The following is a 19,036-nucleotide window of genomic DNA, read 5'->3' as shown; positions in this document are numbered from 1 at the left end:
CCTTGGGGATGACAAATGGGCAGGGCGGCGAACTACAGGCGCCCCAGCAACTCCAGCACCTGGGCATGCAGCCGTGGATCGCCGGCGGCGACCACGGTGCTGTCGGAATGCATCGTCAGCGGCGCGCCGTGCCAGTCGCTGATGACCCCGCCCGCGCCTTCGATCACCGGCACCAGGGCGCAATAGTCGACTTCGCGCATGCCGCCGCTGTCGACGCTCAGGTCCAGCCGGCCGCTGGCGAGGCTGGCGTAGGCGTTGCACGCGGCGCCGTACAGGCGCCAGCGGCTGTTCTGTTGCAGGTGGTTGAAGGCTGGGCGATGGACCTTGGGGATCATCTCCGGGTTGCTGCATGACATCAGCGCCGAGCTCAGGCTTGGGCAGGTGCGGGTGCGCACCACTCGGTCATTGAGGGTGGTGGGCTGGCCCCGGGCACCGACCCAGCGTTGGCCGCTGATGGGCATGTCGATAATCCCCAGCAGCGGCTGGCCGTCCTGGCACAGGCTGATCAGCGTGCCGTACACCGGGATCCCGGCGATGAACTGCTTGGTGCCGTCGATCGGGTCCAGCACCCACACGTACTCGGCGTCGAGGTTGTGCGGCGGGTATTCCTCGCCCAGCACGCCGTGTTGCGGTTGGGCGCGCTCGATCATTTCCCGCAGGCGGGTTTCGATGCGGCGGTCGATTTCGGTGACCGGGCTGGCGTCGTCTTTGGTGGCGAATGCCGGGCCGCCGGCGTCGTCGCGTTGCCAGTGATGGCAGAGGATCGCGCGGGCGGCGTCGGCCAGTTGTGCAGCCAGTTGCAGATGAGTTGTCAGAGGCATTGGGTAGCGTCCTTGAGTCAGAGGCCTTTGGGCAGGTCTTTCCAGGTGCTGAGGAACCGCTCGCGCTCGCGCACTGCCTGCTCGTCGTCCGTCGGGAAGACCTTGATGTCGGCCAGGTTCGGCAGGTTGGCGTGGGCGCTGACCTCGATATCGCTGCGGCTGGGGCGGCGGTAGGCCTCTTGCAGCAGGGCGACCTGGGTTTCGCGGGCCAGCAGCAGGTCGACCAGCGCGCGACCGGCTTCGGGGTTGGGCCCGTTCTTGATCAGCGCCAGGGCTTCCTGGGTGACGAACGTGCCGTCGCTGGGGTAGACCAGGCTGATCTCTTTCTGCCCACCGGCGACGTAGGCATAGGCGTTGCCTTCAAATGTCAGGCCGATGCTGTACTCGCCCTGGGCCACGGCGTTGAGCACCGCGCTGGAGTTGCGCGAGACCACCAGGTTGCGCGCCAGGGCGGCGAAATCCTCGGCGCCGAGCAACTGCGACAAGCCCCAGAGCGCGGTGTAGGCGGTGGAGGTCGCGCTAGGGTCGGCGACGATGATCCGGCCTTTCCAGACCGGGTCCAGCAGGTCTTTCCAGCGGCGAGGTTCGTTCAGTCCCTGGAGCTGCTTGCGGTTGACCATCATCACCACCACCTGGATATTGCTCGCGCTCCAGAGGTTGTCCGGCTGCTGCCAGGCGGGGTCGATGGCCGCGCTGTGGGACGATTGGTAGGGCTGGTAGAGCGCAGTGAACGCGCCCAGGGTATTGGGCTGCGAACTCCAGAACACGTCGGCCTTGGCCGCGGCGGCCTCGGCGTCGATGCGCTTGAGCAAGGCCGCGCTGGAGCCGGTCACCACCCCGACCTTGAGCTGGGGCGCCAGCTGCTTGGCGCTGTCGAGCACGGCTTGCACCGCCGAGTCGTTGTTGGTGGTGTAGAGCACCGCCTGTTGCGGCGCGGCCCAGGTGGTCAGGGGCAGGCTGAACAGGCAGGCACCAGCCAGTGACAGCAGGCGTTTAGGGGATAAGTCGAGCATCTGCAGATCCTTCTTATGGGTTAAAGAGCGTTAGCTAAAACACTTTGATGCGCAGCACCCAGGTGCAGAACAGCACCGGCACCAGGGTCATCAGCACCAGGATCAGGCCGTAGGCGGCGGCCTGGCCCTGGAGCCCGGTTTCGATCAGGCGGAACACCTGGATGGTGATGGTCTCGCGCCCCGCCGAGTACACCACCAGCGAGGCGCTGAGCTCGGCGACGATGGTGGTCCAGGTCAATACCGCCGCCGCCGCGATGGCCGGGGCCATCAGCGGCAGCACCACCTTGATGAACGAGCGCAGGGGCGCGACCCCAAGGCTGATGGAGGCTTCCTCGATGGAGTTGGGAATGTTGTAGAGGGTCGAGGACGCGCTGCGCACGCCAAACGGAAAACGCCGGATCACAAACACCAGGACCATGATCGCCGCGCTGCCGCTCAGGGCCAGCCAGCCGGTGTTGAAGGTCATGACCAGGGCGATCCCCAGCACCGTGCCGGACATGGCCATGGGCAGCATGGCGATGTAGTCGATCAGGGGCGTCAGCAGGTTCTTTTTCTTGATCACCAGGTAGCTGATCAACACGCTGAGCACCAGGCTGATCAGGGTCGCGATGCCGCCGTAGAGCAAGGTGTTGAGGATCGGCTCGGGGCTGCGCAACAGCACCCGCGCCAGGTTTTGCAGGGAGAACGTGCCCCACTGCATCACCGGCCCGCGGGACTCGGTAAAGGCGCTGACCAGCACCGTCAGCAGCGGCAGCGACGACAGCAGGATAAAGCCGCCGATGGCCGCCCCCAGCAACAGCCCGGGCACACCGCGCAGTTTGCGCGACGGGGCACTGCGCCCTTGCACCAGTTCATAACGCTTGCGCCCCACCAGGTAGCGCTGCAAGAACAGCACCCCGGCGACGATGGCGATCGACACACTGGCCAGGCTGCTTTGCAGCGCCGGGTTGGTGCCCATCTCGGAAATGAAACTGAGGTAGGTCAGCACCGAGAGCAATTGCACGCGCCCGCCCAGCAGGGTAGCGATGGCGAAGTTGCCCACCACCAGGGTGAACACCAGCAGCGCCGAGGCCAGCACCGCCGGCATGATCAGCGGCAGCATCACTTGCAGGCGCGCGCGGCCGGGCGCCGTGCCCAGGCTCTGGGCGGCTTCTTCGAGTTGCACGTCGAAGCCACGGATCGCCGCCAGGGTGCCGAGGTAAATGTAGGTGTAGTAGACCAGGCTCATGACCAGCACCAGCCCCGGCCACCCATAAAAGCTCGGCAACCTCAGCCCCAGGTGCTGGTCCAGCCACAGGGTCAGGACCCCGTTGTTGCCCAGGATCATCAGCCAGGTCTGGCTGACGATCACCTCCGGAACCACCAGTGTGCACAGCGGCAGAATCGCCACCCATGGCTTGCCGGGAAAGTCGAACCGCGCGGTGACATAGGCCAGGCTGACCCCCAGCACGCTGGCGCAGAGGGTGACCGCCGCGCCGAGCAGCAGGGTGTTGCCCAGCGCCCGCAGGTACTTGGGGTCGTCGATCAACTGCGCCCAGCCGCTTTGTCCGCCGGACACGGCCAGGCTGGTGCCCAGCAGGTTGAGCAGGGGCCACAGCAGAAACACCGCCAGCAGGGCCAGGGCCAGCAGCGACAGCAGGGTCCAGATCGAAGGCAGGAAGGATCGCTTCATCGTGGCACCACCCGGCTGCTCTGCGCGTCGAATTGCAGGCACACCGCCTGCCCGCAGGCGAACTCGTGGCGCGCCGGGCCGAAGCAGTCCACCGCCACCTGCTGCTGGTCTGCCAGTTCAATGCTGTAGCTGGTCTTGTGCCCCAGGTACTGTTTGCGCCAGACCTGGCCCGGCAGGCTGTTGTGCGGGGCGTGCTCGGCGGGCAGCAATTGGATGTTTTCCGGGCGGGCGATCAGGCAGCCCAGGCTGAGGGCCTGGCCGGGTGTTGCCTGGGCGCGCAGGTCCTGGCCGGCGATGCGGATGGCCACTTCGCTGGTGGGGCTGGCAGCGGCCAGGGGCGGGCCTTGAACCTCGCCCTGGATCAGATTGGCGGCGCCGATAAAGTCCGCGACGTAGGCGCTGGCCGGGCGTTGGTAGATTTCCTGGGGGCTGCCCAGTTGTTCGATGCGGCCCTTTTTCATCAGGGCGATCTGGTCGGACAGGGCCAGGGCTTCTTCCTGGTCATGGGTCACAAACACCGTGGTGATGCCGATTTCCCGTTGCAGGTCGGCGATGGCCGAGCGGATCTGCAAGCGCAGTTTGCTGTCGAGGTTGGACAGCGGTTCGTCCATCAGCAGCACCCGCGGTTCGATCACCAGCGCCCGGGCCAGGGCCACCCGCTGGCGCTGGCCGCCGGAAAGCGCCGGCGGGTAACGCTCGGCGAAACCCTGCATGCCGACCCGTTCCAGGTATTCGCCAACCTTGCGGGTGATGGTCAGCCCATCGATCTTGCGTGCCCGCAGGCCGTAGGCAACGTTGTCGAACACAGTCTTGTCGGGGAACAGGGCGTAGTCCTGAAAGACCATGCCGATCCCCCGTTGATGGGCCGGCAGCCGGGTCATGTCGATGTTGCCGAAGTGCACCTGGCCGGCCGAGGGTTCGATAAACCCTGCGATCACTCTGAGCAGGGTGGTCTTGCCACAACCGCTGGGCCCCAGGAGGGTGAAGAAGCTGCCTTCCTCGATGTCCAGGTGCAGGCGGTCGATCACCTGAATGCCACTGCCATAAGTGACGCTCAGGTCGTTGATGCGGATGGATGTCATGCTGTTCCTCCGTGATTCGGGCAAGGCGAGTCCGTGGATTTACTGCAAGGCTGTGGGGTGTCGAGCGGCTTCGGGCGACCTTGGCGGTCACTCCCGAGCATGGGGCGGGGAATTGGATTTGTAGAATTTCGTATACGATATTTTTCCTAGCAAGCGCCGTGCCTGTTTTTTTGACGCCAGAATTTTTTCCTTGGGCAGGCCTTGCCGCACCTCATTTGCAGCGATAGGCCGCGCCGTTCTGGTGAGGGGCGCGAAACCCCGGCGCAACCGTGAGGGTGTTACAGAAGGGAGCAGCGCCCCCCGGCCCGCGCCGCGAAAAGGAACACCGGCGTGCGGGTTGGGTCGGCTTACGGCGTGCTGAAGCGCTCGCGGCTGTTACTCAGGTGGGTCCACATCGCGGCGCGGGCGGCGTCCGGGTCTTGGCGGCGGATGGCGGCCAGAATGGCCTGGTGCTCGAGGTTGGCCAGGGTCGCCAATTGCGCCAGGTCGGCATCGCCGCGCTCGGCGTCGCGCACCCGGCTGCGGGGGATCAGGGCGTTGCCCAGCGATTGCAGGATCTGCGCGAAATACGGGTTGCCGGTGGCTTCGGCGATCAGCAGGTGGAAGCGTTGGTCGGCTTCGACGCAGCTGTCGTTATTGGCCAGGGAGTGCTGGTAGTCGTCCAGGGCCTGGCGCATCTGCTGCAATTGCTCATCGCTGCGGCGACGGGCAGCAAGGGCCACGGCCTGGGTCTCCAGGCCCAGGCGCAACTCCAGGATGTCGCGCACGCTCAGGGCGGTGTCGACGTTCAGCCGCAGGCCGTGGGTGTCCTGGCGCTCCAGGACAAAGCTGCCCACGCCGTGATGGGTTTCCACCCAGCCGGCCGCCTGCAATTTGGAAATCGCCTCGCGCACCACGGTCCGGCTCACGCCCTGGGCGCGGACGATGGTGCTTTCCGACGGCAGCTTGTCCCCGGGCTTGAGCAGCCCCCGCAGGATCTGCTGGGTCAGTTCGCTGACCACGTCATTGGCAAGGTTGGTCGAGGGGCGGCGGCTTTTGGCGGGGATCTGCGGTTCGGTGCTCATGGCGGGGCGCACTGGAAAAAGAAAAAAGCTTATCACCGAAATCGCGCAGCAGTCCCTTTGCTTGTCTGACATGTATGACAAGTTGCCCGTTTTTTTGCTTTGGGTTACCGACGTAAAGTGCGGAGAAAAAATTTACCTCAAGCATTAAAACTATTTAAACCTTATAAATCAACAGATTGAATACCTGTTTTTAGATGTTTGCCCGGTTCCAGTGGTTTTTCGCGGGTGCGCTCACTTGTGGGGTTGCGGGCTGTGCTTGTAGGATGACTGTCAACTGAGGCGCTAGGCCCAGTCACCCGCACATAACAACAAACCCGTGGGAGAACACTCTTGAACACCACCCTCACTCCGTCCGCCGCCGATGACGAATCGTTGCTGGCCATCGCCGTGGCCAAGGTCAAACGCCATGTGCTGCCGCTGTTCGTCATCATGTTTATCGTCAACTACATCGACCGGGTCAATATCGGTTTCGTGCGCAGCCACCTCGAGCAGGACCTGGGCATCGGCGCGGCGGCCTATGGTTTTGGCGCCGGGCTGTTTTTCATCGGTTACGCGTTGTTCGAAGTGCCGTCAAACCTGCTGTTGCAACGGGTCGGCGCGCGTATCTGGCTGACCCGCATCATGTTCACCTGGGGCCTGGTGGCGACCGCCATGGCCTTCGTCCAGAACGAAACCCACTTCTACGTCCTGCGCTTTCTGCTGGGGGTTGCCGAAGCCGGATTCTTTCCCGGGGTGATCTACTACTTCACCCGCTGGTTGCCCGGGGTGGAGCGGGGCAAGGCGATTGCCATCTTCTTGAGCGGCTCGGCCCTGGCGTCGCTGATTTCCGGGCCGTTGTCCGGGGCCCTGCTGCAAATCGAAGGCCTGGGCTGGCACGGCTGGCAGTGGATGTTCGTCATTGAAGGCATGGCCTCGGTGCTGCTTTGCGGGTTTGTCTGGTTCTGGCTCGACTCCAGCCCACGCGATGCCAAATGGCTCAGCGGCGCCGAGCAACAGGTGCTGATCGAAGCCATCGACCGCGAGCAGCGTGAGCGCGAAATCGCGACGCCGGTCAAACCGTCGATCTGGGCGCTGCTCAAGGACCGGCAGATCCTGCTGTTCTGCCTGATCTACTTCTGCATCCAGCTGACCATTTACGCCGCGACCTTCTGGTTGCCGAGCATCATCAAGAAGATGGGCGACCTCAGCGATATCCAGGTCGGGTTCTTCAACTCGATCCCGTGGTTGATTTCGATCATCGCCATGTATGCCTTCGCTGCCGCCTCGGGCAAGTGGAGGTTCCAGCAAGCCTGGGTGGCCACGGCGCTGTTGGTGGCAGCGGCGGGGATGTTCCTGTCGACCACCGGCGGCCCGGTCTTCGCCTTTGTCGCCGTGTGTTTCGCCGCCATCGGCTTCAAGTCGGCCTCGTCGTTGTTCTGGCCGATTCCCCAGGCCTACCTGGATGCGCGCATCGCGGCAGCGGTGATCGCCCTGATCAACTCGGTGGGCAACCTCGGCGGTTTTGTCGCGCCCACCACCTTCGGCTTGCTGGAACAACGTACCGGCTCGATCCAGGGCGGGCTCTACGGCCTGGCCGCGACCTCGATCATCGCCGCGATCATCGTGTTCTTCGCCCGCACCCGACCCAAGCCGGTGTCGATGCCACCCCAGCCCGGCGCACTGCTGCCCAAGACCCACTGACCCGACAGGAAGCCCTTTATGAACAATGCATCCTCGATTACCGCCGGCCAGGCGCCGGTCATCACTCGCCTGCAAGTCATCCCGGTGGCCGGGCATGACAGCATGTTGCTCAACCTCAGCGGCGCCCACGGCCCGTTTTTTACCCGCAATATCGTGATCATCAGCGACAGCTCGGGCTGCACCGGGGTGGGCGAAGTGCCCGGTGGCGAGCGCATTCGCGCGACCCTGGAAGACGCCCGCGAGCTGCTGCTCGGGCAGTCCATCGCGCATTACCAGAAGCTGCTGAATCAGGTGCGCCACCGGTTTGCCGAGCGCGATGCCGGCGGGCGCGGGCTGCAGACCTTCGACCTGCGCATCACCGTGCATGCGGTGACGGCGCTGGAGGCGGCGCTGCTGGATCTGCTCGGGCAGTTTCTCGGGGTGCCGGTGGCGGCCTTGCTCGGGGAAGGGCAGCAGCGCGACTCGGTGCAGATGCTCGGCTATCTGTTCTATATCGGCGACCGCGCGCAGACCGACCTGGCCTATCACAATCAAACCGAGGCCGATGACCCCTGGCTGCGCCTGCGCCATGAAAAAGCCCTGGATACCGAGGCGATTGTGCGCCTGGCGTACGCAGCCAAGGCCCGTTATGGCTTCAACGACTTCAAGCTCAAGGGCGGCGTGCTGCGCGGCGAAGAGGAGATGGAAGCGGTCACCGCCCTGGCTGAATGTTTCCCCGATGCGCGCATCACGCTGGACCCCAATGGCGCCTGGTCGCTGAAGCAGGCGATCGCCCTGTGCCGTGATCAGCACCGGGTGCTGGCTTACGCCGAGGACCCCTGCGGCGCCGAAAACGGCTACTCCGGGCGCGAGGTGATGGCGGAATTCCGGCGCGCCACCGGGCTGCCCACCGCGACCAACATGATCGCCACCGACTGGCGCGAGCTGGGCCACGCCGTTGCTCTGCAATCGGTGGACATTCCCCTGGCCGATCCGCACTTCTGGACGATGCAGGGATCGGTGCGGGTGGCGCAGCTGTGCCACGAATGGGGCCTGACCTGGGGCTCGCACTCCAACAATCACTTCGATATTTCCCTGGCGATGTTCACCCATGTCGCCGCCGCCGCGCCGGGCAACATTACCGCGATCGATACCCACTGGATCTGGCAGGACGGCCAGCACCTGACCCGCCAGCCGTTGCAGATTGTCGAGGGCTGCATCCAGGTGCCGCAGACTCCGGGGCTTGGGGTGGAGTTGGATAGGGACGCGCTGGCCAAGGCCCATGAGCTGTATCTGGCCCAGGGCTTGGGCGCACGGGATGACAGCGTGGCCATGCAGTATCTGATTCCGGGCTGGCGCTTTGATAACAAGCAGCCGTGCCTGGTGCGCTGAGGCGCGCGGGGCTGCCGACAGGGCTTGGCCGGGGCGCTGCATTCACAGTAATGTCAGCGCCCCGGTTTTTTCTGGAATCCCTGTGATGGCCTGTTTCTTCGATGCGCGCGGCAATATCTACGGCGTGGTGGCTCCCGCGGCCCTGGCTGAATGGGGCATTGCCTTGCCCGCCACTGCGGCCGATGCCGCCCTGGCACGCCAGGAGTGGGCGGGCGCGGCCATCGAGGCCTTGTGCAGTTGGGCCCCGGGCCAGCGTCCGGCGGGGGCCAAGGAACATCGCAGCGACGGGTTGCTGGTGGGACCGTTTCAGGCGGCGCCGCCGTTTGATGTGCTGATCGTCAATACCGACGGCACCCTGGCCGAGCGCAGCGGCAATGGCCTGACGATTTTTTCCCAGGCCTTGAGCCAGCAGGGGCTGTTGCCTGGAGCGGGCGAGACGGTGCTGCGGGTGCATCACGATCAGGGCGGGGTGTCGCCGGTGGCGACGGCGGTGCTGCCGGCGGTGGTCGATGGGGTCCAGGGCTTTTGGCTGGACCTGGGGCAACCGGGGTTCGGGCCGCAGGCGGTGGCGGCCCAGGGGGTGGAAGATACGCAGATCAATGGGCGGCCACTGAGCCGGGTGCCGGCGCTGGTGGGGTTGAACCCGTTATGGGGGCATAGCCAGTTTGTGCGGATCGGCAACCCCCATTGCGTGACCCTGGTGGAGGACGCCAGCGGCTTGCCGAGCAACTCGCAGATGCTTGAGTCGCCGCTGTTCGAGGGCCTGACCCGCAGCGCGTTCGCCCCACCCGTCGGCAGCGGCGAGCCGTGCCCGGCCGGAGTCAACCTGCAATGGGCCACGCGCGAAGGTGAAGGGCGCATTGCGGCTCGGGTCTTCGAGCGCGGCGAAGGCCCCACCGCGTCTTCCGGCACCAGCGCCAGCGCCGTGGCCAGCGCGGCCTGGCGGGTCGGCTGGGTCCAGGCCGGGCGCGTTGAAGTCATCATGCCCGGCGGCACTGCGCCCCTGCTGCTGGAAGAAACCGCCGGCGAACTGACCCGGGTCAGCCTGTTCGGCACCGCAGCAGTGCAAACCCCGCAGTAGCCGCTGCCGAGGCACGAGGCTGCGCTGGCCCTCGTAGGCGCCGAAAGTACACCAGGAACAATTGCGGTGGGTTTTCTGGCCAGTGCGGCCTTCGGCAGCGGCTACTCCACCGCCGCTAAAATTCGCTCCAGCTCCGGCCGCGTGTATGTCTCCCAGGGGCACACCTCCCGGGGATCGCCATGGTGGCAATATTCCCCGGCATCAAAGGCCTGGTAGATGGAAAACGCCGGCTCAGGCATATGCCCGTGCAAGGACAGGTCGACAATCACGCCAATCAACCCGTTCATCACCTCATCGCAGAACTCGAAATCCCGGCTGTTGGAGGTAAACCTCCGGGCCACGGCCAGCGCGACCTGGTTCAACAGGTCGCGCCGATCGACCTGCAGGCGCTGAACAATAGGGCTCAGGTCGAGGCCGGAGCCTGCTTCGATGGCGGCGCGCATCACGTCATCAAGGTCGGCGTCGCTCAGGGTGATGCTCATCGATTCAAGGGTCCGCCATTGCAAAAGGCCGGAGTATGCAACGCCGACGCAGGATCCGCCCAGCCCGCAGCTATGCCACGCCATCCATTACTTTCCTCGCCTTCTTCCAACCTTTATCCTGCCGCTCCTTGCTCGCTGGCTTTTGGGGTTTTCATGTACGTCGATGTTCCGCGCCGCCTGGTGTTTTTTGACAAGAGCGACACCGCCAAGGTCCCGTGCCTGACCCAATACCATCCGGACACGAGGGCGCTGACCCAACCGCTGGGTGCCCAACCGGATGACATGGTCTGGGATGTGGCGCGCGACGGTCGGCGCATGGCCCTGCAAGGGGCTGACTGGCAGGTGGTGCGAGGCGCCAGCCGCTCTCGCCTGAGTTTTCTGGAGAACGGTGCGGCGCTGCATGAGACCCAACAGTTCCTGTCGTTCTGGTGCCGGTTCGACCCCAGTGGCCGCTACGCACTGACCAGTACCTTCAATGGCAAAAAACGCCCGGTGGTGATCGACCTCGACAGCGGAACCTGCAGTGAGCCTATCGCCCGAGATGTGGACGCGCGCTACGGCTGCATCGACCCCTTGCACGGCCGGCTGTGGGTGCCCGACGAACGTACGCGCAACAGCCTGCTGACGGTGGATTGCGCCAGTGGTGAAATCGACAAGCTGACGCTGGCGCTGGAGGCCAAGAGCAAGAGCCTGCGGTTTTCCCGGGACGGCCAATACCTGTTTGTCACTACCGACAGCAATCGACTGTTGTGCTGCGACCGCACGGGCGTCACGCGGTGGTCCAGGGACCTGGGGGAATACGGCCAGCTGGGCTCGGGGACGATCCTGTTCAACGAATCCGGCAGCCATTTATGCCTGCCGATCTCGTCAACGTCACAATCGCGCTGGGGCGAAGACATCATCATCGCGGCCGACAGCGGCCGGATCGAAAACACCGTCGTGCGCCAGAAAGGCCCACCCGCCCGGCTCGCCGCCGACTGGTTTGGCGATCATCTGTTGACCCACCTGGCCGAGGTCGTGGACTTTTTCACCGGGGAAGTGGTCGAGCAGTTGGACCTGGCGACGGTGCGGCCTGCTTAAGGGCTAGCGGCTGCGGCTAGCCCTGCGCCTCACGCACCAGCTGATCAAACTCCCCGGTCAATTTCTCGAAGCGTTTGCGGTCGCAATCAGGACACAGAAACGGCATTCGCCGCCCGCTGAACATCGAGGTCGGTGCTGCGCATTTCTTGCAGGGAACGCGGGTCTCGACACAGGCCGTCAGCGGCTGCGCCAATTGCGAATTCAGCCGGCCGGCAACAAAGGCCACCTGGGCCCGCTCGAACTGGTTCGACAGCTTGAGCCGGCGCAGGCCGGTGCAGCGTGCCAGCACGCGGATGTCATCGTCATCGATCCTGACGTTGAACAGCGAGAGTTCGATGAGGCCGGGCAACTCCACAAGGGGTTCCAGGGAGGCCAGGCGCATCGGATTGCCGGACGCCCCCTGGCTGCCCGACAGGTGCAATCGGGTCAGCTGCTGCAAGGCCTCGATGCCGGCCAGTTCACGCAGCCGGGGCACATCAACCATCGACAGGTTCTGCAAGCGGGTCAATTGCCACAGCGGCGTCAGGTCGTCGATTTTCGGCGCCCACTCCAGCTCCAGCTCGCGGGTCTCGACCAGCCGCTCAAGCCCTTGCAGGGAGGCCAGGGTCAGGTGGTAGAGCCGCAGCTTTTGCGCGCAGCAGTGCGCCAGCACCTGGGGCCAGACCTTGGGCCCGATATTGCGCAGGTCGAGCTCGGCACTTTGCGCCAGCTGGGTCTCTGGAAATGGCCTGTCGAGTAACACGATCATCGGCAACGCCTCTGCCTGAAAAAGAGTCCGCCCTTGAGCGCGGCGGCGCAGTATAACCCCGGCAACGCGTCGCGCGCGGCAGACATGGCCTCCACCGCAGCGCCTCATGTAGCCCCCTATGTAGCCAGGGTCAGAGGTATCAGTGACCAGATCAGGCCTGCTGCGCAGGCCAGCGGGAGCAAGCTCCCTCGCCACAAAAAAAAGCACAGTGCGACGCCCATACACCTGGCTCTTCTCCCTGTGGCGAGGGAGCTTGCTCCCGCTCGGCTGCGCAGCGGCCGCAAAGGGCGGTACGCGCCCTATGTAGCTCCCTTATGTAGCTCTCTCATGTAGCTCCCTCATGTAGCCCCTTGTTAAGATCCGCCGTCCCCCCATTTGGCGCCGCCACCATGACCCACCCTCGCCCTGCCCTGATCACCACCCCCATCAGCCTGGAACTGATGCGCGGTGCAGTGGAGCTGGAAGCCGGCGAACAGGGCCTGCTGCCCCACCGCCTGCCCGCCTGGGCCCGGGCGCAATGTGCGGACCCGCAGTTCGCCCGGGCCGAATCCCAACCTTGCGGGGTGCGCCTGGTGCTGCAAACCGAGGCCACCGAGATCGAGCTGGATGTACTGCCGACCCGCTACCTGTATAGCGGCGCGCCGCCCCGGCCGCTGGGGGTCTATGACCTCTGGGTGGATGGGCAGTTGCTGCACCAGTGCAGCGCCCAGGGCGGTGACCAGGTGCGCATCGACCTGGCCACGGGAGCGCAGACGCGCACCTCGGGGCCAGTCGCCACCCTGGGTTTTGGCGGCCTGCCGGCGCGGGACAAGACCGTGGAAATCTGGCTGCCCTACAACGAAACCAGTTGGCTCCAGGCCCTGCGCAGCAACGCCCCGCTGGCGGTGCCCGCGGCCACGGGGCGCCCGCTCTGGCTGCACCACGGCAGCTCCATCAGCAACGGTTCCAATGCCGCCAGCCCGACCTCGATCTGGCCGGCGCTGGCGGCCCGCCTCGGCCAGGTCGAGCTGTACAACCTTGGGCTGGCGGGCAACGCCCTGCTCGACCCCTTCACCGCGCGCAGCATGAGCGGCATCGCCGCCGACCTGATCAGCGTCAAGCTCGGGATCAATCTGGTGAACGCCGACCTGATGCGCCTGCGGGCCTTTGTCCCGGCAGTGCATGGCTTTCTCGACAGCCTGCGTGACGGGCACCCGCACACCCCGCTGCTGCTGATTTCACCGATCTACTGCCCGATTCATGAACACACCCCCGGCCCCGGTGCCTTTGATAGCCAGGCCCTGGCGGCGGGCAAGGTGCTGTTTCGCGCATCGGGCGACCCCGCAGAAGCCCAGGCCGGCAAGTTGACCCTGACCCGCATCCGCCAGGAACTGCAGCGCATCGTCGAACAACGCCGGGCCGACGACCCCAACCTGCATTATCTCGACGGCCTGCAGCTGTATGGCGCCGAGGATTTTGCCGATTTGCCGCTGCCTGATCAGTTGCACCCGGACGATGCCGCGCACCAGCGGATCGGCCAGCGCTTCGCCAGGATCGCATTCGGCGCCGGCGGCCCGTTGGCGCTCGAAAAAACCGCAACCGCAAGCGCCCCATGAAGACCTACCTGCCCCTGTTCTGGGCCACCGACCTGGGCATCGACTACGGCGCACCGACCCTGTACCTGCACGACCTGCTGCCAGCCGTGGGTCAAAACACCCTGGCGGCCTTCGATTGGCAGGCCCACCTGACGCCCGGTGAAACCGTGCAACTGATCTGGTGCCCGCCGGTCTCCGACCTCAACGGCTGGAGCGAACAACCTTCGGAAATCGCCCTGAGCCACCTGCTGCGGGCCAGGGTTATCCGCGCGCTGCCCGTCGCGGCAAACGCCCACGGCCTGCTGCATGGCAAGTACCGCTATGAATTCGAGGTGCTTGCCTGCGAGGCACTGTTGCCTGTGCTGCGCGCACTGCCGCCGGCGCCAGACGCCTGGCACCTGAGTTGGGATGAGGTGCGCGTGTGCGGTCGCGCCGAGGTCGCGGGGCTGATCTACCTAACGGCCAGCGCCCCCTATGAAACCTTTATGGAGATGCTCCTGGAACAAGATGGCGAGCAACTGACCGGGCTGTTTTCCCTGCATATGAACCCGGGCTCCAGCACCTGCGACCTGGGCCGCAAGCGCCTGGTGGGCGATGAGCTGCGGGCCATCCGCCATGCGCTGGACATTGCCCGGCCCCTGAAGGATACCCAGGCCGCCTATATAGCCGAAGGCCCAGCGCCCGAGTAAGCCGCTGTTTTAAAAACTATTTTTTCAACTTTCGCTTCCCATACGCGATAAATATTGATAAATTTCCGCGCGTTCTTGCACAGGGGCCTCCACGGCCTGCAGTGACAGCAAGCAACGTCGCAACAGCTACAGGGGCGTCGCCAAGCGGTAAGGCAGCAGGTTTTGATCCTGCCATGCGTTGGTTCAAATCCAGCCGCCCCTGCCATTTTCTTCAAGGGTTATCCAGCCGTTATCCCGCAGCCGATACTCGGCTTGAGCCGCGCTCCGATGCCGGCCCACACAACGATCTCCTCCATCAGTCACCTCGCCTCGCCTGCCACGGCCAAGCTGCGTCTGCACGCTGGAAATCGGCTCGAAAAAATCCGATAGTAGCGCCCCACGACACCACCCCATGGAGCTTTCTGATGTCGAATTCCCAACCCGCCACGGCAACGTTCGGCCCTATCCCTGGTGACCTGCTGGCCACGATGCACGGCTTGCGCGCCCAGCTCGGCGAACGGATTGCCCGGCAGTTCCCAGGCGCCTCCCTGAGCGGGACCGGCGCCGATTTCGCCCTGTTGCAGCAAATGGTCGCCAGCCAGACCCTGGACGATTCCGACGTCCAGGCCTGGGAGGCCATGGGCATCGCGCTGGGCGACGCACTGCTGGTGGAAGTCCCCGGCCTGGCCTGGGCCCTAGTCAGCGATGAATACGGCGTCGATCCGGTCCTGCGCTACCGGCAGACCACCCTGCAGATCGGCGTGACCGGCCTGCTGCTGAAACGCGTGAGGCAGGGCGAGCCCATCGACGTCGAACACATCGCCCACTGGCTCAAGGAATTCATTGAAACCCAGAGCCATGAATACCAGTGAGTCGCCATCCGCGCTGACCAGCCGAACTGCCGTCGCGTACGCGACGCTGCTGCGTTTTCTGCACGGCCAACCCTAGCGATACATCCGCCGCTCAGCCAGCCGCTTTGTCACGCGCGCTGCTCGCCCCGGCTGGGCGGCAGGCAAAAAAAAGGGGCGATCAGCGATCGCCCCCGAACGTGCTACGAGGAGAACCCTATAACGTCAGCTGCCCACGCTCCTCATCGGTCAGGCGCGCCCGGGCCTGGTCGCTCAAGGGCCCGGCGCCCAGCACTTGCACCGGGCTGTCGGGGTTGTAGCCCGGGGCGCGGCTGGCGTCTTCGCGGCCGCGTTGCAGCGGTTCGGAGCCAAAGCCCAGGACCTCGACGGTAACGATTGACGCCCGCCCCTGTTTCGCCGCCGCCTGCTGGTTGCGCGCGGCATCTTCGGCGGCCTGGGAAGCCGCCGCGCCCGCCGAACTGGCCGAGCTCATGGCCCCGGTATTGACCGCCGCCGACACCGGCACCCCGGACGACTTGCCCTGGGTCTGGATGTTGGCCGCGTTGACCACCCGCAGCGCGGCGATGTTGATATTGCCCGACACCCGGATCCCCGCCTCGCCGGCATCGATGGTGCCCAGGGGCGCGATCAGGTCGATGTCGCCGGCCGCGACTTCCGGGATCGGGTTGAGGGTGGCGATCCCGGCCCCGGTGCTCGGCACCGACGGCGACAGGCCGACGTTGCCCCAGGTGTCGTACACCCGCTTGGGCGGCGTATAGACCACGGTGGTCTTGGAACCGCGCCCGGCGTTGATGTCGCCGGCCGCCGACCAGCCCATGATCGAGCCGCCAAAGGTGGTCATGATCCGGCTCTGGCCGAGCAGGATGCTGCCCAGGGAATACAGCTGGATATCCCCCGCGCCCTGGGTGATGACCCCGGCCGAAGCCGGTGGCGCCGCGCCTTCGATGCCGAAGGTCTGGTTGCCGCCGGGGGTCAGCATCTGGATCGAGCCACCAAAATCGGTGTGCACCCCGGCGCCGCCGAACAGGGTGATGTCGCCCTGGTAGCGGAGGGGGTTGCCGGCCACATCGGTCTGTGGAAACAACGCCGCAATCGCCGTGCGCCCACGGGCATAGCTGCCCTGGCGCAGGCCGCCTTCCTGGGTGTATTCGCGCCCGCCGGCCTTGAGTTCGGCGAAATACACCTCACGGGCAAACACCCGCTGCTGCTCCGCCGGCAGGGCCGCGTAATAAGCCCGGGCCTGGGTGCTGTCGCCGACAAAACCGAAGCGCCCGGCCAGCCAGGCCTGCAACTCGCCCTCATAGGTCTTGGCCACCTTGCCGGCGCCCAGGCTTTCCCCGGGCTGGGCCAGGTTGGCCGGGTCGAGGTAGGCCTGCACGAAGCGCTGGTAGTCCGGGCCATTGGGACCGACGCCGGCCTGCATCACGATGCTCGACCCGGGGCGGCTGTCACCGGGCGCCACGCCGCCGAGGCTGATGACGCTGACCTTGTCCTCCATCAAAATAGTGCGCCCCGCCGTCAGCTCCAGGGTGCCGGGGCCGGCGACCCTGAAGTTGCTGTAGAGGAGGTCGCGCCCGGCGCTGGCGATGGAGATATCGGTCGGGTCGTTATGGATAAACAGGTTGCCCACCAGGGTATAGGCACCGAAGTTGAAGTCGCCGCCGGCGCTGCCGTTCATGGGCGTGCCGCTGCTGACGATATCGCGTCCGGCCAGCATCCGTACCGGCCCACCGCCCTCGTAGAAGGTTTGCCCGAAGCGCGAGTCGGTGGTGGTGGTCATGGTGATCGCCCGGCCGCTGCTGACCCCCATCAAGTCGCCATTGATGGCATAGAAGCGTGCCGGTTCGGCGGCGCTGCCCCACTCGGTGGAAGCACTGTTGGGACCAAAGGCGAACAACGGAAAGGTCCCGCCACGGGCCCGGTTGCCGTCACTGGGCAGATTGCCGCTGCCGACGATGGGCGTGCCCGTGAGGTTGTCGGCGGTCACGATATAGGCCGGGTGCTGCGGAGTCGCCAGGACCCGCGCCGCGGCGCTGGAACGGCTCACCGTCAGGTCCCCGCCGTAGATCGAATCGCCGGCCAGCAACTGCAACTGGCCATTGAGCGACGGCGCCAGTACCAGGGCCGCCGGGACGTTGTTCGAACCTGCCGAAAACTGCCTGGAATGCCCGTAATACAGGCTGCCGCTGGCAGCGACCGCCCGCAGGGTGGCCGGGTACACCGTCGCCATATCGGTGGGGCTGCCGTCGTTCATGGGCGTGAGGTTGCCCCCGGCGGAAAACAGATCGACCGCCGTGCGCTCGGTCCACAGGGTGAACCAGCTCTGGCCGACGCCCCAGGTGCCAGCGGGGGTCTGATAACTCCAGCCATTGACCAGGGTCGCCCGACCCGGGTCGGCCACGGTCTGCAGCACCAGGTCGCCACGGGTCGACAGGTTGAACGTGGCGTCCCCCGGCACCAGGGTCAGGCCTCCCGAGGCGGCCGCCAGGGTTGCGCGCTGGAAGTCGAAGGCGCGGATTTCGCTGGAGCTCTGGTCCACCACCCGGGTGCCGTAATGCAGATCCAGGCTGCCCAGGGCACTGCCGCTCACTTGCACATGGCCGCGCAGGTCCACCAGCGCGCCGTTGAACGCACCGGCCCCGTTTTGCCGATAAGGGTTCAGGGCACCGCCCACCCGCAGGCTCAGGTCGCCGCCGCCGGTCGTTTGCCGGCTGCCATCGGCGGCCAGGCGCCCGGTGCTGCCCACGGCCAGGATCAGGCCCTGGCTGCGGCGGTTGACGTAGCCGGCGAAACTCGACGCCGCCAGCGGTGCAAGCACCCCGGCATCGCCACCGACCTCGACCTCCAGGTTGCCGCCACCCAGGGTGCCGAAACCGGTAAAGCCCACCATCTGGTCGGCACCGGACCCGCTGTTGGCGGTGTAGGTGCCGAAGTTGATCCACCAGGCTGTGTCCCGCGCCTGGCCGGCACCGGCGTCGTTGCCCTGGCGCCAGAGCCAGTTGCCGACATTGCTCGAGTCATGGCCCATGTCCGAGCCCACCGGGCGGCCGTTGGGGGTTTGGCCCGGGAGGTCGACGATATTGCCGCTCAGGTCGCCGCCGGCCTTGATCCGCAGGTTGCCGCCGTCTTCCGGGTACCAGGCGCGGTACAGGCTCTGGGTGCCACCGTCGACCAGGGCTTCATAGCCGCCGGCGAGGTTCTTCAGGACTTTGCCGTCGCTGCCCGAGCGCGCCAGGTTATAGGGGTCGCTGGCAGAGGTCGGGGTCGAGGAAGTGCCGGCGGTGTAGACGCCGAACAGCGAGTCCATGCTCAGGTTGCCCGCTGCCAGCAGCTCCAGGTCGGCGGCACCGGTACGCACCACGCTGGGCCGGGTGCTGCTGGCGATCAGGCTATAGCCACTGCCGACCTGGCAATAACTGGGCATATCGTCGCAAAGCCCCGGGTATTGCAGCTCAACGAAATCGATCGGCAGCCCCACCATGCTGTCGTCGCCAAAGAAGTCCAGCGAGCCCTCTTCGGTCCAGACAAACTCCGGCTGGCCGTACATCCCGTAATGACTGTCCGCCAGATGCAGATCGCCGGCCCGGGCCTGGGTTTGCACCAGACGGCTGTCGGCGGCCTGGGTATCGGCCCCCGCCACCAGGCGCAGCGACCAGGACTGGGAACCCTCGGCCAGCATCGGCGCGATGGCCCACAGCTTGCCCTGGCGCCCTGCCACCTCGGGCCGCAACTGCACCGATTCGACCCCGGCCGGCAACTTGATGTCGGTGCCGGACGGGATCAGCGCCCCGCGCGGCAGCAGCCGGCTGCCATCGAGGGTGACCACTGCAC

Annotated in this window: 15 protein-coding genes and 1 tRNA gene; 8 read left to right on the top strand and 8 right to left on the bottom strand. The window is 65.8% G+C overall.

Annotation, left to right across the window (positions count from 1 at the left end):
- Positions 1 to 32 precede the first annotated feature (32 nt).
- The 5 genes from CF161_RS23495 to CF161_RS23475 form a co-directional block, all read right to left on the bottom strand.
- Positions 33 to 821: an inositol monophosphatase family protein gene (locus CF161_RS23495; RefSeq protein ID WP_020299116.1), complete on the bottom strand. Its 789-nt coding sequence runs from the start codon at positions 819 to 821 to the stop codon at positions 33 to 35.
- Positions 822 to 838: 17 nt separating this feature from the next.
- Positions 839 to 1,834 carry an extracellular solute-binding protein gene (locus CF161_RS23490; RefSeq protein WP_020299115.1) on the bottom strand — a complete coding sequence of 332 codons (996 nt, stop codon included), beginning with the start codon at positions 1,832 to 1,834 and terminating at the stop codon, positions 839 to 841.
- Between the two features lie 34 nt (positions 1,835 to 1,868).
- The gene (locus tag CF161_RS23485; RefSeq protein WP_020299114.1) at positions 1,869 to 3,506 is read right to left on the bottom strand and encodes an iron ABC transporter permease; all 1,638 of its coding nucleotides are present in this window, start codon (positions 3,504 to 3,506) and stop codon (positions 1,869 to 1,871) included.
- Positions 3,503 to 4,588, bottom strand: a complete 1,086-nt coding sequence (locus CF161_RS23480) for an ABC transporter ATP-binding protein (protein WP_020299113.1) — start codon at positions 4,586 to 4,588, stop codon at positions 3,503 to 3,505. The genes CF161_RS23485 and CF161_RS23480 overlap by 4 nt, the downstream gene beginning before the upstream one ends.
- Before the next feature lie 347 nt (positions 4,589 to 4,935).
- Positions 4,936 to 5,652 (bottom strand): FadR/GntR family transcriptional regulator, encoded by a 717-nt coding sequence (locus tag CF161_RS23475; protein WP_020299112.1) that lies wholly within the window; start codon positions 5,650 to 5,652, stop codon positions 4,936 to 4,938.
- Between the two features lie 330 nt (positions 5,653 to 5,982).
- Between CF161_RS23475 and CF161_RS23470 the strand changes: the two genes are divergently transcribed.
- From CF161_RS23470 to CF161_RS23460, 3 genes are all read left to right on the top strand, one after another.
- On the top strand, positions 5,983 to 7,332 hold the full coding sequence (locus CF161_RS23470) for an MFS transporter (protein WP_020299110.1): 1,350 nt from the start codon (positions 5,983 to 5,985) through the stop codon (positions 7,330 to 7,332).
- Between the two features lie 18 nt (positions 7,333 to 7,350).
- The gene (gudD, locus tag CF161_RS23465; protein ID WP_020299109.1) at positions 7,351 to 8,703 is read left to right on the top strand and encodes a glucarate dehydratase; all 1,353 of its coding nucleotides are present in this window, start codon (positions 7,351 to 7,353) and stop codon (positions 8,701 to 8,703) included.
- 85 nt (positions 8,704 to 8,788) lie between these two features.
- Complete coding sequence (locus CF161_RS23460) at positions 8,789 to 9,784, top strand: hypothetical protein (protein WP_020299108.1); 996 nt, start codon at positions 8,789 to 8,791, stop codon at positions 9,782 to 9,784.
- 101 nt (positions 9,785 to 9,885) lie between these two features.
- Here CF161_RS23460 and CF161_RS23455 read toward each other — a convergent pair whose 3' ends face one another.
- Positions 9,886 to 10,266: a hypothetical protein gene (locus tag CF161_RS23455; RefSeq protein WP_043230227.1), complete on the bottom strand. Its 381-nt coding sequence runs from the start codon at positions 10,264 to 10,266 to the stop codon at positions 9,886 to 9,888.
- Positions 10,267 to 10,419: 153 nt separating this feature from the next.
- Here CF161_RS23455 and CF161_RS23450 point away from each other — a divergent pair, with 153 nt between their 5' ends.
- Positions 10,420 to 11,346: a YncE family protein gene (locus tag CF161_RS23450; protein WP_020299106.1), complete on the top strand. Its 927-nt coding sequence runs from the start codon at positions 10,420 to 10,422 to the stop codon at positions 11,344 to 11,346.
- A 16-nt stretch (positions 11,347 to 11,362) separates the two neighbouring features.
- Here the strand turns inward: CF161_RS23450 and CF161_RS23445 are convergent, their stop codons facing one another.
- Positions 11,363 to 12,094 (bottom strand): leucine-rich repeat domain-containing protein, encoded by a 732-nt coding sequence (locus CF161_RS23445; protein ID WP_020299105.1) that lies wholly within the window; start codon positions 12,092 to 12,094, stop codon positions 11,363 to 11,365.
- 389 nt (positions 12,095 to 12,483) lie between these two features.
- Between CF161_RS23445 and CF161_RS23440 the strand changes: the two genes are divergently transcribed.
- The 4 genes from CF161_RS23440 to CF161_RS23425 all read left to right on the top strand — a co-directional run bounded on the left by CF161_RS23440 (position 12,484) and on the right by CF161_RS23425 (position 15,208).
- Positions 12,484 to 13,689: an SGNH/GDSL hydrolase family protein gene (locus tag CF161_RS23440; RefSeq protein ID WP_020299104.1), complete on the top strand. Its 1,206-nt coding sequence runs from the start codon at positions 12,484 to 12,486 to the stop codon at positions 13,687 to 13,689.
- On the top strand, positions 13,686 to 14,357 hold the full coding sequence (locus tag CF161_RS23435; RefSeq protein ID WP_020299103.1) for a hypothetical protein: 672 nt from the start codon (positions 13,686 to 13,688) through the stop codon (positions 14,355 to 14,357). The genes CF161_RS23440 and CF161_RS23435 overlap by 4 nt, the downstream gene beginning before the upstream one ends.
- A gap of 130 nt (positions 14,358 to 14,487) precedes the next feature.
- Positions 14,488 to 14,562: transfer RNA gene (locus CF161_RS23430), tRNA-Gln, on the top strand.
- 199 nt (positions 14,563 to 14,761) lie between these two features.
- Entirely contained in the window at positions 14,762 to 15,208 is a 447-nt protein-coding gene (locus CF161_RS23425) for a DUF3806 domain-containing protein (protein WP_020299102.1), read from the top strand.
- A 193-nt stretch (positions 15,209 to 15,401) separates the two neighbouring features.
- Here CF161_RS23425 and CF161_RS23420 read toward each other — a convergent pair.
- On the bottom strand, positions 15,402 to 19,036 hold a 3,635-nt coding region (locus CF161_RS23420), incomplete at its 5' end, for a filamentous haemagglutinin family protein (protein WP_020299101.1).

The sequence above is a fragment of the Pseudomonas sp. CF161 genome, from assembly GCF_000416215.1.
Taxonomy (GTDB): Bacteria; Pseudomonadota; Gammaproteobacteria; order Pseudomonadales; family Pseudomonadaceae; genus Aquipseudomonas.
The sequence above is the reverse complement of the archived record's forward strand: the minus strand, read 5'-3'. Positions and strand labels throughout refer to the sequence as shown.

Excerpts from the sequence above, each read along its gene's own strand:
- CF161_RS23495 (WP_020299116.1), bottom strand. The coding sequence starts at position 821 with ATGCCTCTGACAACTCATCTGCAACTGGCTGCACAACTGGCCGACGCC.
- CF161_RS23490 (WP_020299115.1), bottom strand. The coding sequence starts at position 1,834 with ATGCTCGACTTATCCCCTAAACGCCTGCTGTCACTGGCTGGTGCCTGC.
- CF161_RS23485 (WP_020299114.1), bottom strand. The coding sequence starts at position 3,506 with ATGAAGCGATCCTTCCTGCCTTCGATCTGGACCCTGCTGTCGCTGCTG.
- CF161_RS23480 (WP_020299113.1), bottom strand. The coding sequence starts at position 4,588 with ATGACATCCATCCGCATCAACGACCTGAGCGTCACTTATGGCAGTGGC.
- CF161_RS23475 (WP_020299112.1), bottom strand. The coding sequence starts at position 5,652 with ATGAGCACCGAACCGCAGATCCCCGCCAAAAGCCGCCGCCCCTCGACC.
- gudD (WP_020299109.1), top strand. The coding sequence starts at position 7,351 with ATGAACAATGCATCCTCGATTACCGCCGGCCAGGCGCCGGTCATCACT.
- CF161_RS23460 (WP_020299108.1), top strand. The coding sequence starts at position 8,789 with ATGGCCTGTTTCTTCGATGCGCGCGGCAATATCTACGGCGTGGTGGCT.
- CF161_RS23455 (WP_043230227.1), bottom strand. The coding sequence starts at position 10,266 with ATGAGCATCACCCTGAGCGACGCCGACCTTGATGACGTGATGCGCGCC.
- CF161_RS23450 (WP_020299106.1), top strand. The coding sequence starts at position 10,420 with ATGTACGTCGATGTTCCGCGCCGCCTGGTGTTTTTTGACAAGAGCGAC.
- CF161_RS23445 (WP_020299105.1), bottom strand. The coding sequence starts at position 12,094 with ATGATCGTGTTACTCGACAGGCCATTTCCAGAGACCCAGCTGGCGCAA.
- CF161_RS23440 (WP_020299104.1), top strand. The coding sequence starts at position 12,484 with ATGACCCACCCTCGCCCTGCCCTGATCACCACCCCCATCAGCCTGGAA.
- CF161_RS23435 (WP_020299103.1), top strand. The coding sequence starts at position 13,686 with ATGAAGACCTACCTGCCCCTGTTCTGGGCCACCGACCTGGGCATCGAC.
- CF161_RS23425 (WP_020299102.1), top strand. The coding sequence starts at position 14,762 with ATGTCGAATTCCCAACCCGCCACGGCAACGTTCGGCCCTATCCCTGGT.